Here is a 15,989-nt window from a genome sequence, read left to right as displayed (position 1 = left end):
TTAAAATCATATTTTTAGTTTAAAGTTTGAAATGCATTAAAAAATCAAACTCTAACAGGCGGAGGGCGTGTGTAAAATGCAGAATTAAAAGTATGTGCATTGAAGAATTCCGAAGTAAGAATTCTTGTTTTTTCTAAAGAAAAGTTTCTTACTAAAAATGTCTGCTCTTCTGCAATTCCCAATACTTTGTACGAATGTTCCGTGGGAAGATTGAATGTTTTATATTTATGTTTAGCCCCAATAAACTGATCCTGATTATCAATTGGCTTGTAATGTATTGCAATTTTTTTCAGAGAAGAAACTTTATTCCGTTTTGATGGTTTTTCTTTGAAAACTAAAGCAGTTTTTAAAACTCTTTTCTTAATAACAACCTGTGCATTATGCTTCTTCTCTACCTTAGAAATAACAGATTTGTCTGAACCGATTACATATACTTCCCCATTTATAGAAATAACATCAGAAGAATTGTCTACCTTTTCAGTAATTTTAAGGTTTGAATGGATCTGCTCCCGGTTTACGATCGTAGCACCACCCTCTACATAAATTTGTGCGTGTGAAAATGAATTTGCACAAAAAATAATAAAAACTGTTGTAAATGCACGACGCCAAAATCCAGATTTTAAAATTAAATCCAGTAAAGATACCACATTGTTAATATGTTTCTTGACCCTCTGCAACTGTGTTTTTATTCTACAAAAGTAGGATAATATTTAAAATAAATTAACCCAATAACAAAAACGGTCGCGTCTATTTCTTAAATTTTCATAAAAAAATGAACTATCATCACTCAAAACATCGATTAATAAACATTTTATCAATATGAAACAAAGACAGAAAAAAAATTTAAAAAATATTAGCAGGTCACATAAAATTGACATAAAAAAGATGATTTCACATAAAATTACCCCCTATTATGTGACAAAAAAGTAACTTAAAGTGCACTGATATTACTTTATTGTATAACATTAATATTGATTAAAAGGAAAAACTATATATATAAAGCATTAATGGTGATTTATCCAGTTTGATATCAATCAAGACAATCTGTCACTTTCCCTTCAATGGTATTTCTTTTGAGAATTAAACCTCAAATTTAAAAATCCAAAAAAATGACAAAAGGAAATATCAATGTTTCGGTGGAAAATATTTTTCCGCTGATTAAGAAATTTTTGTACAGCGATCACGAAATATTTTTAAGAGAATTAATTTCAAATGCAACCGACGCAACTTTGAAATTGAAACATTTAACCAACATCGGTGAAGCACAGGTTGCTTACGGAAATCCGAAAATCGAGGTGAAAATCGATAAGGAAAACAAAAAACTTCACATCATCGACCAAGGATTGGGAATGACTGGCGAGGAAATTGAAAAATACATCAACCAGGTAGCATTCTCCGGAGCTGAAGAGTTTTTAGATAAATACAAAGATTCTGCGAAAGACTCAGGAATTATTGGACACTTTGGTTTAGGTTTCTATTCGGCTTTCATGGTTGCGGAAAAAGTGGAAATTATTTCTAAATCTTATAAAGACGAGCCAGCAGTTCACTGGACTTGCGACGGAAGCCCGGAATTTACCTTAGAAGAAACGACAGCAAAAGCCGACAGAGGAACAGAGATCATTCTTCACATTGCCGAAGATTCTACGGAGTTTTTAGAAGAAAACAGAATCCGTGAACTGTTGACGAAATACAATAAATTCATGCCTGTTCCTATTAAATTCGGAACAAAAACTGAGACACTTCCTTTACCTGAAGGCGCTGCCGAAGATGCCGTTGCCGAAACGGTTGAGGTAGACAACATCGTCAACAACCCGACTCCGGCATGGACGAAATCTCCAAGCGAATTAAAAGATGAAGATTACAAAGCTTTCTACCACGAACTGTATCCGATGCAGTTTGAGGAGCCGTTATTTAATATCCATTTGAATGTTGATTATCCTTTCAATTTAACAGGAGTTTTATACTTCCCGAAACTTGCGAATAATTTAAACATTGAAAAAGATAAAATTCAACTCTACCAAAATCAGGTTTTCGTAACCGATGAGGTAAAAGGAATTGTTCCTGACTTCTTGATGTTGCTTCGTGGAGTGATCGATTCTCCGGATATTCCGTTAAATGTTTCGCGTTCTTACCTGCAGGCAGACGGTGCTGTGAAGAAAATTTCTTCTTACATCACTAAAAAAGTGGCCGACAAAATGGTTTCTCTGATCAATGAAAACCGCGAAGATTACGACAAAAAATGGAATGACATTAAAATCGTTATCGAATATGGAATGATTTCCGAAGATAAATTTTTCGAGAAATCTGACAAATTTGCACTCTACCCGACTACCGATGGAAAATATTTCCTTTGGAATGAGTTAGAGGAAAAAATAAAACCTAATCAAACCGACAAAGACGGAAATTTAGTGATTCTTTACGCGACAAACGCCGATGAACAGCACTCTTACATCCAGTCTGCGAAAGATAAAGGTTACGAAGTTATTCTTTTAGATTCACCGATTGTTCCGCATCTGATTCAGAAACTGGAAACTTCAAAAGAGAAAATTTCGTTCGCACGAGTGGATGCTGATCACATCAATAATCTGATTAAAAAAGACGAACCTGCAATTTCTAAATTAAACGAAACTGAAAAGGAAACGTTGAAGAAGAATGTTGAAGAGTCTATTAATGACAAAAAATTCACAGTTCAACTGGAAGATTTAGACAGCACTGATGCACCATTTACCATTACCCAACCGGAATTTATGCGTCGTATGAAAGATATGCAGGCAACCGGCGGTGGCGGTATGTTCGGCATGGGTGGTTTCCCTGAAATGTATAATTTAATCGTAAACTCGAACAGCGAATTTGCAACTAAAATTTTAGCAAATGAAAATGCTGACGAGAAAAGTACCCAGATTAAATACGCTTTAGATTTAGCGAAATTATCTCAGAATTTACTGAAAGGAAAGGAGCTTACCGACTTCATCCAGAGAAGCTATAAGCAGTTGGAGAAATAGTTTTTCTACAAAACTTTCAGGGTTTTAAATAATAGATTATCGGCGGAGTTTTAACTTCGCCGTTTTTTTTGCTGAAAACTTATTTATCAAAGATTGCTCATTACTTATTACTCATGATAAGGAGCTATTTCCCGCTATCCGCTGTATCTTTTTTGCTTTAGAAATTGTTTTATCAGTAGAAAATATCCGAAAAAGCAAAAAAGGATGTCGCTGCTATCGGGGCTAGGGAATTCGTATTACAAACAACATAATGCTCAAATCGACAACAGATTACTTCCAGAAATCCAAACTTTTAAAAAAAAACGTTAAAAGCAAATCACAATCCGCAAAAAGCCAACTAAAGTTCTTCTAAAGGATTCCAAAACAACTCTTTGAAATTTTTAATTTTAAAATTCTTCACCTCGATTCCTTCTGCTTCCAGTCTTTCCTGAAATTCCGGAACCGACAAAGTTCCCGAGCTCGAAATTACCCGATGCGCCGGAACATCTTTCGGGCAGCCACCCATCGCTTTTCCAACGTGTCGGGAATGATTTGGAAAACCAACAGCTTTTGCAATCGCTCCATAAGAAGAAACTCTGCCTTTGGGAATCAGTTTTGAAATTTCCCAGACCTGTTGTTTGAAAAGTTCGTTCATTGGATTTTTTTAAAATATAAATTTATAAAAAAATTCACTTTACTTTTGCTCCTGCAATTTTTTGAGAAGATGTAACTTTTTCGTGGTAATAAGATTTTTTTCAAAGGTTCATAAATTCCAAACCAACAAGTTTGATTTTGACCAGAAGAATCAAAGTTTTTTGATAGATAATTGCTCCAGAGGAGCAATATCTGTGTAGACAATAAATTGTTTATAATCGAATGCAGGGCGCTCCGTAGGAGCGTTATTTATTCCACATCACATAATTTTAATGATATCTTCTTCTTTTACCTTTTCTTTTTCTCTTTATAAAGAATTATCAGCAATCCAATATAAATCAAATTTATGTACATAGGAATACTTTCAATTATTTTGCTCCAGAGGAGCATTATCTGTGTAGAAAACAAATTGCAGTAAATGGGCGTGCGCTTCGTAGGAGCGCTATCTCTTCCACGCCAAATACTCCACTTTTTTTCTCCAATACATGCAGAAAACCGCTCTCTACCCGACTTGATTTCAGCTCTTTTGTGCGGAGGTAGGAAAAACGAAAAGAGAGCAATCATGAGAAAGCAAGGGCTTCATCGAAATTATGAACGAAATTCTAAACTGCTAAAAAAATATTCTTAAAAATGAAGTATTTTAAATAAATCCAAAAATCATTTCGTACTCAGCTGTATCTGTTTTTGCAGCAAATTTCTTCATGTTTTCTAAAGGGGTCTTTTTCTTCTTAAGATTCCTGTTAAGGTTTGTATTCGCAACCATATTAACCCTAACAAGGTTGAGAAGCATTAAAATTGAAAAAATCCACATGAGCTTTCCTGTTGAATTTAACAAAACATTACCATACATCAATACTATTTAGGCATCATTGTTGTAAATTGAAGCATTAAATAAAAAAATATAATTATGTCAAATTTTAAAGGAAAAGCAGTGATCGTGACCGGTGCTGCAATGGGATTAGGATTGGCCGCAGCAGATGCATTAGCCTCTAAAGGTGCTGATCTTACATTAGTAGATTTTAACGGCGAAGCTTTAGAGAAAGCAAAAGCAGATTTACAGTCAAAATATCCGGAAAGTAAATTCCTGACTGTGACAGCCGATGTTTCGGTCGAAGAAAATGTAAAAAATTATGTCGATCAAACCGTCAAGGAGTTCGGAAAAGTAGACGGATTATATAACAATGCAGGAATCGAGGGAAAACAGGCACCCCTGATCGATTATGATATTGAAGTTTTCAAAAAAGTAATCGACATCAATCTTTTGGGCGTTTACTACGGAATGAAATATGCAATCCCTGAAATGCAGAAAAACGGCAGCGGAAGAATCGTGAATGTAGCATCTGTAGGCGGAATCAGAGGTGTTTTAAATCAGACAGCTTATGTTGCCACCAAACACGCTGTAGCCGGAATGACCAAAAATGCAGCTTTGGAATATGGAAAGGATAATATTTTAACTAACGCCATTGCTCCGGGAGCGATCTTAACGCCGATGGTTGCTGAAGCATTCAATCAGGTGAATCCTGCAGATCCGAAAGCGGCAGAAAAAGAATACGCATCAAGAAATCCTACCAGAAGATTAGGAGATCCAAAAGATGTCGGCAATTTGGTTGCTTATCTTTTAAGTGATGAAAACGGATATGTTTCAGGACAGGTGATTGCCATTGACGGCGGTGAATCGAATATGTACGGAAACCCTTAATCATAGGTAATGAGTGATGAGTAATCAGCAATCCATTGTCGAGAATATTATGTATCCGATATAATTATAAAATTGTCTTCACTTTTGAGGACAATTTTTGTTTGCAGATAACTCAAACTTCCAGCTTCCATCGCCCAGCTTCCAGCTTCCCAAAAAATGCACAGTTTTTGATTTTACTTAATCAATCTCAAATTTTTTTACCAATGAAAAAGTCTGTTTTTAAATTTTTAAATAATATCAACAAGAAAATTTTACCGAAACTGAGTGATAAAGATCCAACCAAACTGACTAAATTTCAGAAAGGAATCTTGGCTTACAGATATTTTGTTCTGATCAACTCTATGGATTAATATTTTTAAAGAAATCAAACAGCTTTTAAAAGCTGGTTCCATTAAAATTAATTTAAAAATCAAATAAATCTGCATGCTCCGGAAAATATTAAATTTTAGCAATACCCTTTCTACAAAGCTCGTACAGAGGTTTCTCTATTAAAAGATAAATGATAATGGAACAGATCCAAAGTAAAACGAAATTGCGGTCGGGAAGATAAATGAAAGATTTCAGTTTCATGTTGAAATAGCTGAGATGAATCAGATAAAAAACAAACGAAGCATTTCCCAGGAGAATAAAGAATTTTGTGGAAAGAACTTTTGAGATCCATGTTTTTTCACTCATTAAACCCCAAAAGAAAACAACAATCCCAATAGGCAAAAACAATTCATGTATTAACCTTCCTTCCCACCGTTCGACACCGTGTACGAAATTGTTTCTGGCGAAAAATCTGATGGCGAAAATCAATATTAAAATGGCAAGTCCACCCCAAAGTGTTGGTTTTTTAATCTTATGTAAAAATTTAATTCCGCTTTCTTTTTTCATTAAATAAGCAAGCAACATTCCGAAGAAAAACTCTGAACTTCTTCCGAAAAATGTACTTCCGACCATAAGTTTTAAAGGATATAAAAACCCTTTCGGATTGCCATTATACCAATGTAAACCGTAGCCTACAGCATATCCCAGAACAAAGAATCCGGTTAAAAACAAAACGCAGTATTTCCAGCTTCTCTTTAAAAGCAAAAACAGCAGCGGCGACAGAAGATAAAAGAAAAACTCAACCGTAAGCGACCATGCCTGAACGATTCCCGAAACGGAATACTTTTCAAACAGAGAATAAAAAAGTGAGTATTGAAGAAAGTAGGTTTTTACATCTTTAGAATAAGAAGTATCCAGAAAAAAAGCACTCAGCAAAATCCAGTACAGTGGAAAAATTCTTGCGATCCGCAGGAGAATATATTTTAAATACGATTTTTTAGATTCTAATGGTTTCTCTTCATAACGATATGCCAGTAAAAATCCGCTCAGCACAAAAAATACGGTAACACCAATATGCCATTCGCTGATGAAACGCATCACTTCAAACGGAAGATCATTGCGCCAGTATTTCCGGTTATGATATACAAATACCATAATCGCAGCAACAGCACGCATTCCTGTAAGAGCATCAAATTTATTTTTCTGAAGAGTTTCCAAGGTCTGAAAATAACAAAAGGCTTATTGCTAAGCCTTTCAAATATAATTAAATTTAGTTCTGAAATTAATTTTCCAAAATGTAAGAAAACATCAATGGAGCACAGATCGTAGCATCACTTTCAACGATAAATTTCGGTGTGGTGATATCCAGTTTTCCCCATGTAATTTTCTCGTTCGGAACTGCCCCGGAATATGAACCGTAAGAAGTCGTTGAATCTGAAATCTGACAGAAATAAGACCAGAACGGAATGTCATGCATTTCCATATCCTGATACAACATCGGCACCACACAAATCGGGAAATCTCCTGCGATACCTCCACCAATCTGGAAGAAACCAACACCTTTTCCAGCTGAATTTTTTGTATACCAGTCTGCCAAATACGTCATGTATTCGATACCGGATTTCATCGTCGTAGCCGTCAGTTCACCTTTGATACAGTAAGAAGCGAAAATATTACCCATGGTAGAATCTTCCCATCCCGGTACAACAATCGGCAGGTTTTTCTCAGCAGCAGCGATCATCCATGAATTTTCTCTGGGAATTTCGTAATACTGCTCCAAAACTCCTGAAAGAATCATTTTGTACATAAATTCATGTGGGAAATATCTCTCACCTTTTGCTTCAGCATCTTTCCAGATTTCTACGATGTGCTTCTGCAATCTTCTGAAGGCTTCTTCTTCAGGAATACAGGTATCTGTTACTCTGTTTAAGCCTCTTTCCAAAAGATCCCACTCATCCTGAGCCGTCAAATCTCTGTAATGAGGAACTCTTTCGTAGTGAGAATGCGCCACCAAATTCATCAGATCTTCTTCAAGGTTTGCTCCTGTACAGGAAATAAAATCAACTTTATCCTGACGGATCATTTCAGCTAAAATCTTTCCCAATTCAGCCGTAGACATTGCTCCAGCCAAAGTGATCATCATTTTTCCGCCTTCTTTCAGGTGGGCAACATACCCTTTAGATGCGTCTACCAAAGCTGCTGCATTGAAGTGCAGGTAATATTTTTCTATAAATTCCGTGATCGGCTTACTCATTATTTTTTATTTTTTGCAAAGATAAAACTAAAAACGGAAAGTAGCGGCAGCACTTAAAGAAAGTCTTGTCAAACCTTCTTTTTGATCTTCTCCAAAGTTGACTGTTGTACCGTTGTATTTCATTTTGCTTAATGTTCCACCGGTAAAGCCAATCTTCGGACCAATGAAAAAATGTTCATTTACAGCATACTGATATCCGATATTGATGTCTGCACCAAAACTGGATCCGGTACCTTTTACATTTCCGGTTTTGGTGGTATAGGTGATGACACCTAAGGCAACATCATAAAAAAGTTTATGTCTGGTATCATCTTTAAAATTGGAAAGCATGTATGAAACACCGACAAAACTCATATTGTCCTTTGTGCTCACGTATCCTGTAACATACTGTCCACCGGCATCCTGAACCGTAATCCTTCCTTCACTTGATGCGAAATAACCTGAATATTTCAAACCAATGGCACCGTTACCTCTTAAAAGATAGTAAGCTCCTACACCAACATCAACGCCATTTTTCAGACCTTTGATGTAATTTCTTGTATCGTTATTGATTCCTGAGGGAAGTTTTGATAAACGCCATGCGTAACCTACCGAAGGTGTGATTGCAATTTTAGGTTCCTGTGAAGTAATGACTTCCTGTGCAGAATAGAAAAAAGGTGTAGCAGACACTGCCAATAGTATTAGTTTTTTGATCATTTTATTAATTTTCCGCAAAAATACCGTTTTTCCAGATACAGAGACTTAAAATTTAAACCGTCTGTTTTCTTTTTTACTGGAATGCTGTTTTTTCTGCTCAATACGTTTCTCCACAGAAGATCTGGTTGGTTTTGTCTTTGCCCTGAATTTTGGAATTATTAAAGATTTGTCTACCAATTCCAGAATTTTCTCAATGGCGATTTTCTTATTTTGAAGCTGCGTTCTACTCTCAGAAACCGTTAAAAATAAAAATCCTTCCAGATTAATTCTGTTTTTAAGTTTTTCTGAGATTGAATCTTTTTGTCTTTCATTGAAAAACTCAGAATCTGAAACTTTCCATGTGACAGTAACAGAAGTTTCCACTTTATTCACGTTTTGTCCACCCGCACCGCTGCTTCGGGAAGTTTTAAAATTCAGTTCTTTGCTAAAATCTTTCATGCTTTGGATGCTGGATGTTTGATGCTGGAAGTTTTAAATGCCGCTAATCAAATTTAATAATTCTTTACGGTTTACTTTTCCGTTGGGCGTTCTGGGAATTTTCTTAACAAAGATCGTCTCTTTCGGCTTATGGAAAGATTTTTTAAATTTGAGATTTGAGATTTGAGATTTGACCTCTTCATCCTGAAAACCCTCAATTACCAAAACTAATTTCTGTCCCAAAATATCATCCGGAATTCCAAGAAAAACCGCTTCGTTGGGAATTTCTTTTTTTACTAAAGATTCTAATTGTTCAGGGAAAATCTTTGCTCCGCCGGAATTGATTACGTTGTCAATTCTTCCTAAATATTTAAACTGATGACCGTTAAAAATTTCCACAAGATCATTGGTCTGCAAAAGTTCAGAATTTAATTTCGGCGCCAATATTTTCAGACAGTTTCTGTCATCCACTGAAATTTCTACACCATCCAAAACAGTAAAATACTCATTTTGTTTCGGAAAAATTTCCTTCAAAGCAATGTGGGAAAGCGTTTCGGACATTCCGTAAGTTTCGTAAATTTTTGTTTGGGAGTTGGACGATTTAAGAGTTTGACAGAGTTTGTTTTTTAAACTTTCAGAAACCACAGCACCACCAATAATAAGATTTCTGATGAAATGAATTTTATCTAAAGAATTTTCAACCTGTAAAGGAGTCATTGCGCAAAAACCGGTTTCTTCGCTTAAATCTTCCAGAGGTTTTGTGGAAGGATTTTTAATTATCAAATTTAATTTTCTCTGAAAAGCCCTCACCACCATCATTTTACCGGAAATATATTCTACAGGCAGGCAGATCAAAGCTGAATCACCCTGTTTTAAATTCAAAAAATCGCAGGTCATTTTCGCCGAATTGAGCATCTTCTGCTTTTCAATTTCAAAAACTTTCGGAACACCTGTAGAACCGGAAGTCTGCACTTTTACAGTTTCCGCAGACGATAACCAGTCTTCAATGAAAAAAACAACTTTATTTTCAAACTCTGTTTGAGGTTGTAATTTATTAATTTCGAGATTATTGAAGTTGATCAGCATAGTTCCGGCGTTATAAATCTACTGTAAATTTAAAAAAAATAAAAAAAATGATTTGCAGATAACGAAAAAAGTTTTAAATTTGCATCACCAAAATAAAACAGACCTATAGTGTAACGGTAACACTCCGGTTTTTGGTACCGTCATTCGGGGTTCGAATCCCTGTGGGTCTACATAGCAGGAGAAATGATTATTATTATCGTTTCTCCTGTTTTCTTTTTTTGGCAACTCATTGTTAATCTGAAAAATAAGATTTACGATGGTGTTAATTCGGGTGGTTCGATAATGATTTCCGTCAAATTCCAGTTTCTCGGGGAATATCGAACCGATAATTTGCCGTTTGACCGCAATTCCCCCTTCCGAGTATGTTTTCCAGATATTTGTAAGACTTTCAATAGCCTGATCGATGAGTTTTGGAATGTCAACTTTTGATTGCTCGGGTAGTATATTCAACTGAATTTCCAGCTTTTCAATTTGCTCTTTACAGTCCTTTTTTATCTCAATATATTCATCATCATCAATCGTTTCCGCAAGCAATTTATTTCTAGCGATAGATAACCTTGAATTCAGTTTATCGATCTCATCTGATAGTGTTTTCTTTTCGAGTCTCGGTGTTTTAATGAATCTCTCATAAGAATTTAAGAATAGCTTTCTGACCAATTTCTTTACGGTTTCTGTCATTTGCAATGCCTTCAATCCGTCCTCAAATACAGAATTGACAATCTCAGCCCTGTGGCGAAAACCGCAGGTAGCGTTGCAATGATAATAATAGTATCTGTTGCTTCTACCTTTCGATGCACTTGCCGTAATATTCTTTCCGCAATTAGGACAGATCAAAAAGCCTCTCAATGGAAAATATTCATCTGATAATATCTTAGCGTTAGGTCTGTGTATTCTCTTTTTTCCATCCAAAATATCCTGTACCCTGTAAAATAGAGATTCGGTGATCAATGGTTGATGTTGACCAATGATACAATAAGCTTCTTCATCCTTAAATTTGGGGATAAAAACCTTTCCACAATAAACAGGATTTCTGATGGCAATATGAAAAGACGTTCGGCTTATTTTCTTCCGAAGTGATTCATTCATTTTCAATCTGATCTGATTAGAAGCATAAATCCCCTTTGATATTTCTTCGAATGCCCATTTCATTTTTGAAGCTTCGGGTTCGCTGAGTGCGATATATTTCTTTCCGTTTTCAGTTGTTTTATTGGCATATCCGAAAGGTGCTTTTCCCATTACACGACCTTCTTTTACGGCTCTTCTCATTCCATAAAATACATTCAATGCTCGTCGGTCGTTCTCGACCTCGGGCGCAGCGAGATAGATTGCCAGCATCATTTTGTTTTCCGGGATGGAAAGATCAAGGGGTTGTTCAACCGCTTGCGGATCTATTCCCAATTTTGTAAGGATGCTTATCATCTGATAGGCATCGCCTGCATTTCTGCTGAACCTGTCCCACTTGGTAAATAATATCAAATTGGTTTTACAACCTTTCTTTTTAAGCTCGACCAATAATTTTGTCCACTCGGGACGGTTGAATGATTTTGCGGAATGATCTTCATAGATAATTCTTCCAACGGTAATGTTATTTTGTGAGCAAAAACGTCGCAAACGATCTTCCTGATCTCTTTGAGAATAACCCTTATCTGCTTGTTCATCTGTAGAAACACGTATATATAGATCTGCTGTTTTCATAATGATTAAGATTTAATTTTATGTAGTGTAGTGTAGCGTTGTGCTGACTAAGTGGTCAAAAAGAGAATGATGGAATTAATTTAATCCCAGTTTTATAAATGATGATATCCCGAAATATGTCACTCTTCATCGTTGTCGAAATATTTTTTGATAACGATCAATGTAAGACTGTAGAGAAATTGCATTATTGCTTCGGCCTCCTCTTGTGTTACTTCCATACCTTCGCTTTTGAAGTATTCCATTACTTCCTCTATCGGGATCCTTTTGATTTCTTTTGGCTGAGACATAAATACAGAATTTCTCTAAATATAATTCAGAGAAACTCCGACATTAGACAATTGATTGGTATTGGCTTCAATCGTCTTTGTAAGTCTTTGCCATTATTTAGTGAGCCATCAATCTTTATTATAAAGGTCTTTTTGCCCTAGGTGTTGGTTTTAATTCTCCGGCAAAATCAAACATATTAACTTGACTTCCTTCAAATGGATTATACGAAGGTTGATATTCGAAATAACCCAAAGAATGAAGTTCCTTTATACATTTATGATAAGTAGCTCTTGAGTGTATTTTACTAATTCGCATAACCTCATCCCGAGAAATACTGATCGGATTCTTAAAGCGATTGAAATTCCAGAATTGAAACAAAGCCATATACAGGCTGATATGAGTAGGATTAAGTGTATGTTCTTGAGCAACCTTTCCAAAGAAGGCTGTTAAGTGCTTGATATAATTCATTTTGCTGAAAGTATTAAGTTGATATGCATTATGATTTATCCCGCAGTGAAAAGTGATGACAAAGATGAAATCATTATCAAGGTTTCTTATTTAATAGCTGTTCGATATCTTTGTAATTGTAATATAAAGTTCCTCCAATGCGGGTGTAAGACAAGGTTCCATTAACACGAAGGTTTTGTAATGTTCCGGTAGAGATTTTCAGAAGTTCTTTTACCTCCGTTGACCTTAACCACATTTTGTTTTCTGAGTTTTTGACTTGAAGCAAATTCTTAATTTCTTCCAGTAATTCTGTCTTGAACACTTGTAAATCTTCTTTGGTAATAATGTCTATTTTCATAACTATTAATTTTGATCTCAAAGGAGATGCTTAAAGAATTAAAAATCCTTTGGTAATTGAAAGTGAATATTAATTTTTAGGTTATTAATTGATAGATTCTTTTTCAAAATTCGGTAATAATTGACCACTTCTTACAGCTTCTTTAAGTTCATTCATCAACTTCTCTACGATTATTTTCATCTGATCTGCTTTCTCTTTGTTTACTTTTGCTATACTATGATGTACGCTCATATTATAATCAGTAAAAGAAAATATGTTGGTAGAGAATTGATCAAAGAGATAGTGGTACTTATATATGTACGTATCTGCGTAGATACATAACTGCCAAAGGGCTTCGGTGGTCATATAATTTGGCAGATAGTAGGTTTTAGCATAGACATAAGTTCTCAAAAATGACAGGAGAAATAAAGAAAAGATATTATCGACTCCCTGATAATTTCCTTCCTCTCCATCGATCAATTTATAAAACTGCAATGAACTTCCCAATGTGCTTTTGTAATAAAAATACAGATCATTGTGCTGAGGATGATGGGGCGTTTCCCAATGTGGTTCCGGATGGTACTGATCTGAGGAATAGACGATATTTTTACCTTGCATAATGAAAACAAAGAAACTCTGGAACTCACGGAGATTCTTTTGAATCCAGTACCGATCGTGACCGACCAATAAAAATTTGTATTGAGTTCCAAAAAGGCTCATCAAAGAATGTGTGATGGCTTTAATTTTTTCATTGTTTACATTCATACCGATCAAAAGCAGATAGTAGGTTTTTACTTCTCCATAGGTTGTTCGATGAAAAAGATAGATCTGTTCTAATTCTGCAAAAGTCAATATTCTGTCAATAGCCTTATCTAGAATCTCATCTTTTGGAGATTCCTCGATTGGGCATAGACCTTCATCAACGATAGATACCTTGTCATATTGCTTTTTAATAAGATGCTTCAAATTGTAGAATCGAACTGAGATGAATGTATATAAAGAATCTGAAATAATGCGTAATGAATCAAACATTTCTGAATTGTAGAATAAATCATCCTCTTCAATTGATCTCTTTGTTTCGTCAAAAATTTCAGTGATAAAATATTCGTGCTGATTCTTTTTGACAAAATATTGTTTGAGTTCAGGAATGTAGATTAGCAGCTTATTTATCCTTTTGTTCAGATCAATGTCGAATGTCCTGTTACCGGTAAATAATTCTTCCAAATATTCAAGATCATATTCGATAAGTTTTTCATAAGAAGTAAAGACACTATTGTAGGAATTCTCAGTGATCAGCCTTTCGACCTGCAACTGATGGATCTCGTGGTCGTGGTGGAAAGTATCCTCGTACCGATTTAACTTTTTGTGATAGTTTTTCCAGTTTCTGTTGATTAAAAATGCAGGTAGTAAGTGTTCATTCTGATAGATCATTGATGACTGTTGGCAATAATATTCTATAAATGGATGACCTTTTGAAAATTGGTATTCGATTCTAAAATAATCAATAAAATAAATATAGACCTGATATAGTTCTCTAACCTCGGTAACCCATCTTTTTGACTGTAATTTCAGAGCATCTGCATTTTTAGAGACGGATATCAGCAGGTGTGATTTCGTTGAGTTCTTTTCCTGTTTGTAGAATATCTGAACGATTGAATAGTCGTGTACAAGTTGATTCAATGTATTTTCCAAGAACTCATTGGCGAGAACGGAAAAGGAAGATTTCTTTGGCGTTTTCATAGCTGATCGTTTTTAGTTTCATAATCACTATCGTAGTATATAAAGATAGCCTCAATAAATAAGCGAAGCAAGGCAAACCAGACCATCAGATCGATATGTAGATCCATCTCGGGATCGTTATCATATCCTATAGTCTGTTTGAAAACTAAATCAGGGTCTTTCATCTTTTCCTGATACTTCTCAAAATAGTCGATTCCGACTATTGATAATATAAGAAGAAACAATTCATTGATACATTTCTCAGAAGTAGTGGTATTAATGATATATTGCGCACTGTTAAAATTATCCAATTCATCACTTTCGGATTGGGATTCGACCCAATTATTTGCTTTGCCGTCAAAGTAAAAATGAATGAGTAATAATATGCAGGACAGCAGTCCTGCCGTCTTGAGATCCTGCGTGCTTCCATCCTTGAAATCGATGGTACCTGCCAGCAGTTCTTCCAACTTATGCTCTTGAATCAGATCGGGATAGTTGTCCAGAAATTCTGTAAGTTTCGGATTATTCAGTTGGTCACACAGGCTGAATATCCCAACCTCAAGATCTTCTCCCTGAGAATTCTGAACGAGAATGCCCAGTGCGATCTCAGCCTGCTCTCTTGTTTTTACAAGCTGATTATCTTTGCTAAAGTATTTTTTATCTTTCATATCAATAATTTTATCTTTAGTAAAGTTGAAAAAGGACTGAGGGATAATCTATTCCGAAAAGGGATATATTATTCGGGATTGTCTATCGGTTTATTTTTGATCTTTTTGAGACCTCTTTCACTCATTACCTGCGCTGCATCCAGCATTTTAACAAGATAGATGTGCGGAGTGATCAGATCGTAATCAAATTGTTCCTTGTAAGGTGAGAGTGATACGTGAACAATTTCATTAAGAAAAAACTCGTATTCTTCCAGTGTTTTGCAATCAAATGCTTTTTGAAAAACCAAAAACGGATCTTCATATTCTTCTTTGTTCAAAGATGCCTGACTCATGATCTGCCATTGTTCGGGAGCTTTTTTTACCTTCCATTTTTTAGCTTTGAATGTTAGCAGATAACTTGCTCTTATAAATGATTTTACAGCAGTATGGAAATCAAAGACATCTCCAGGATGGTCTTTTTTGCAGACCTCCGCTTTATAGACATATAGCATAATTTCGCTGAGTGTGTTCTTGTAACTGTCTACAGTACAATAGTTGAAAAAAGCATTGATGAGTTGAAATGGATTTTCAATTTCATCGAGTGCCCAGAAACTCGTCTCCAAAGATATTTTTGTCTTTTTCATAAGAATACGTTTTTAAAATGTGAGAACTAAATTCTGTTGTTACCACTGAGTATTCTATTTTTCTAGTGAATAAAATATCCGTTGGAAGGGATATTTTACAGGATAATTTTTTAACTTTACAATTCAGACGAATTAAT

Annotated in this window: 16 protein-coding genes, 1 tRNA gene and 1 pseudogene; 4 read left to right on the top strand and 14 right to left on the bottom strand. The window is 35.3% G+C overall.

Annotation, left to right across the window (positions count from 1 at the left end; genetic code table 11):
* Positions 1–44: 44 nt before the first annotated feature.
* A complete protein-coding gene (locus ASG21_RS18525; RefSeq protein ID WP_128414362.1) occupies positions 45–647 on the bottom strand; it encodes a hypothetical protein in 603 nt (200 codons plus the stop codon).
* A 462-nt stretch (positions 648–1,109) separates the two neighbouring features.
* Between ASG21_RS18525 and htpG the strand changes: the two genes are divergently transcribed.
* Complete coding sequence (gene htpG / locus ASG21_RS18520; RefSeq protein ID WP_056084282.1) at positions 1,110–3,002, top strand: molecular chaperone HtpG; 1,893 nt, start codon at positions 1,110–1,112, stop codon at positions 3,000–3,002.
* Positions 3,003–3,339: 337 nt separating this feature from the next.
* On the opposite strand, the gene ASG21_RS18515 is transcribed toward htpG, so the two are convergent.
* Together ASG21_RS18515 and ASG21_RS18510 are read right to left on the bottom strand one after the other, a co-directional pair.
* Complete coding sequence (locus ASG21_RS18515) at positions 3,340–3,636, bottom strand: methylated-DNA--[protein]-cysteine S-methyltransferase (protein ID WP_056084279.1); 297 nt, start codon at positions 3,634–3,636, stop codon at positions 3,340–3,342.
* A 639-nt stretch (positions 3,637–4,275) separates the two neighbouring features.
* A complete protein-coding gene (locus tag ASG21_RS18510; protein ID WP_056084275.1) occupies positions 4,276–4,485 on the bottom strand; it encodes a hypothetical protein in 210 nt (69 codons plus the stop codon).
* 57 nt (positions 4,486–4,542) lie between these two features.
* Here ASG21_RS18510 and ASG21_RS18505 point away from each other — a divergent pair, with 57 nt between their 5' ends.
* Both ASG21_RS18505 and ASG21_RS20375 read left to right on the top strand, forming a co-directional pair.
* A complete protein-coding gene (locus ASG21_RS18505; RefSeq protein WP_056084272.1) occupies positions 4,543–5,334 on the top strand; it encodes a glucose 1-dehydrogenase in 792 nt (263 codons plus the stop codon).
* A 203-nt stretch (positions 5,335–5,537) separates the two neighbouring features.
* Positions 5,538–5,684, top strand: coding sequence for a hypothetical protein (locus tag ASG21_RS20375; RefSeq protein ID WP_185113747.1), 147 nt, complete (start codon positions 5,538–5,540; stop codon positions 5,682–5,684).
* An 88-nt stretch (positions 5,685–5,772) separates the two neighbouring features.
* On the opposite strand, the gene ASG21_RS18500 is transcribed toward ASG21_RS20375, so the two are convergent.
* From ASG21_RS18500 to ASG21_RS18480, 5 genes are all read right to left on the bottom strand, one after another.
* Positions 5,773–6,861 carry an acyltransferase gene (locus ASG21_RS18500; RefSeq protein ID WP_056084268.1) on the bottom strand — a complete coding sequence of 363 codons (1,089 nt, stop codon included), beginning with the start codon at positions 6,859–6,861 and terminating at the stop codon, positions 5,773–5,775.
* A gap of 64 nt (positions 6,862–6,925) precedes the next feature.
* Positions 6,926–7,897: a deoxyhypusine synthase family protein gene (locus ASG21_RS18495; protein ID WP_047444737.1), complete on the bottom strand. Its 972-nt coding sequence runs from the start codon at positions 7,895–7,897 to the stop codon at positions 6,926–6,928.
* Positions 7,898–7,924: 27 nt separating this feature from the next.
* Complete coding sequence (locus ASG21_RS18490) at positions 7,925–8,593, bottom strand: hypothetical protein (RefSeq protein WP_056084265.1); 669 nt, start codon at positions 8,591–8,593, stop codon at positions 7,925–7,927.
* 45 nt (positions 8,594–8,638) lie between these two features.
* Positions 8,639–9,031: an alternative ribosome rescue aminoacyl-tRNA hydrolase ArfB gene (arfB, locus tag ASG21_RS18485; protein ID WP_056084261.1), complete on the bottom strand. Its 393-nt coding sequence runs from the start codon at positions 9,029–9,031 to the stop codon at positions 8,639–8,641.
* A gap of 33 nt (positions 9,032–9,064) precedes the next feature.
* Positions 9,065–10,096, bottom strand: coding sequence for an AMP-binding protein (locus ASG21_RS18480; protein WP_056084258.1), 1,032 nt, complete (start codon positions 10,094–10,096; stop codon positions 9,065–9,067).
* Positions 10,097–10,195: 99 nt separating this feature from the next.
* On the opposite strand from ASG21_RS18480, the gene ASG21_RS18475 reads away from it, so the two are divergent.
* Positions 10,196–10,266: transfer RNA gene (locus ASG21_RS18475), tRNA-Gln, on the top strand.
* A 553-nt stretch (positions 10,267–10,819) separates the two neighbouring features.
* On the opposite strand, the pseudogene ASG21_RS20650 reads toward ASG21_RS18475, so the two are convergent.
* The 6 genes and pseudogenes from ASG21_RS20650 to ASG21_RS18450 form a co-directional block, all read right to left on the bottom strand.
* A pseudogene (locus ASG21_RS20650) lies at positions 10,820–11,791 on the bottom strand (recombinase family protein); the annotation flags it as partial.
* Positions 11,792–12,196: 405 nt separating this feature from the next.
* Positions 12,197–12,526 carry a hypothetical protein gene (locus ASG21_RS18470; protein WP_199767890.1) on the bottom strand — a complete coding sequence of 110 codons (330 nt, stop codon included), beginning with the start codon at positions 12,524–12,526 and terminating at the stop codon, positions 12,197–12,199.
* Positions 12,527–12,602: 76 nt separating this feature from the next.
* Complete coding sequence (locus ASG21_RS18465) at positions 12,603–12,863, bottom strand: helix-turn-helix domain-containing protein (RefSeq protein WP_056084255.1); 261 nt, start codon at positions 12,861–12,863, stop codon at positions 12,603–12,605.
* Between the two features lie 84 nt (positions 12,864–12,947).
* Positions 12,948–14,582 carry a hypothetical protein gene (locus ASG21_RS18460; protein ID WP_056084252.1) on the bottom strand — a complete coding sequence of 545 codons (1,635 nt, stop codon included), beginning with the start codon at positions 14,580–14,582 and terminating at the stop codon, positions 12,948–12,950.
* Complete coding sequence (locus ASG21_RS18455; protein ID WP_056084249.1) at positions 14,579–15,229, bottom strand: hypothetical protein; 651 nt, start codon at positions 15,227–15,229, stop codon at positions 14,579–14,581. The genes ASG21_RS18460 and ASG21_RS18455 overlap by 4 nt, the downstream gene beginning before the upstream one ends.
* A gap of 68 nt (positions 15,230–15,297) precedes the next feature.
* Complete coding sequence (locus tag ASG21_RS18450; protein ID WP_056084246.1) at positions 15,298–15,852, bottom strand: hypothetical protein; 555 nt, start codon at positions 15,850–15,852, stop codon at positions 15,298–15,300.
* Positions 15,853–15,989: the final 137 nt, after the last annotated feature.

Origin of the sequence: Chryseobacterium sp. Leaf394 (assembly GCF_001424105.1) — a bacterium.
Classification (GTDB): Bacteria; Bacteroidota; Bacteroidia; order Flavobacteriales; family Weeksellaceae; genus Chryseobacterium.
The sequence above is the reverse complement of the archived record's forward strand: the minus strand, read 5'-3'. Positions and strand labels throughout refer to the sequence as shown.

Bases quoted from the DNA above. Each gene is read 5' to 3' on its own strand.
- ASG21_RS18495 (WP_047444737.1), bottom strand. From the start codon at position 7,897: ATGAGTAAGCCGATCACGGAATTTATAGAAAAATATTACCTGCACTTC.
- ASG21_RS18480 (WP_056084258.1), bottom strand. From the start codon at position 10,096: ATGCTGATCAACTTCAATAATCTCGAAATTAATAAATTACAACCTCAA.
- ASG21_RS18515 (WP_056084279.1), bottom strand. From the start codon at position 3,636: ATGAACGAACTTTTCAAACAACAGGTCTGGGAAATTTCAAAACTGATT.
- ASG21_RS18470 (WP_199767890.1), bottom strand. From the start codon at position 12,526: ATGAATTATATCAAGCACTTAACAGCCTTCTTTGGAAAGGTTGCTCAA.
- ASG21_RS18465 (WP_056084255.1), bottom strand. From the start codon at position 12,863: ATGAAAATAGACATTATTACCAAAGAAGATTTACAAGTGTTCAAGACA.
- ASG21_RS20375 (WP_185113747.1), top strand. From the start codon at position 5,538: ATGAAAAAGTCTGTTTTTAAATTTTTAAATAATATCAACAAGAAAATT.
- ASG21_RS18510 (WP_056084275.1), bottom strand. From the start codon at position 4,485: ATGTATGGTAATGTTTTGTTAAATTCAACAGGAAAGCTCATGTGGATT.
- ASG21_RS18460 (WP_056084252.1), bottom strand. From the start codon at position 14,582: ATGAAAACGCCAAAGAAATCTTCCTTTTCCGTTCTCGCCAATGAGTTC.
- arfB (WP_056084261.1), bottom strand. From the start codon at position 9,031: ATGAAAGATTTTAGCAAAGAACTGAATTTTAAAACTTCCCGAAGCAGC.
- ASG21_RS18450 (WP_056084246.1), bottom strand. From the start codon at position 15,852: ATGAAAAAGACAAAAATATCTTTGGAGACGAGTTTCTGGGCACTCGAT.
- ASG21_RS18505 (WP_056084272.1), top strand. From the start codon at position 4,543: ATGTCAAATTTTAAAGGAAAAGCAGTGATCGTGACCGGTGCTGCAATG.
- htpG (WP_056084282.1), top strand. From the start codon at position 1,110: ATGACAAAAGGAAATATCAATGTTTCGGTGGAAAATATTTTTCCGCTG.
- ASG21_RS18455 (WP_056084249.1), bottom strand. From the start codon at position 15,229: ATGAAAGATAAAAAATACTTTAGCAAAGATAATCAGCTTGTAAAAACA.
- ASG21_RS18490 (WP_056084265.1), bottom strand. From the start codon at position 8,593: ATGATCAAAAAACTAATACTATTGGCAGTGTCTGCTACACCTTTTTTC.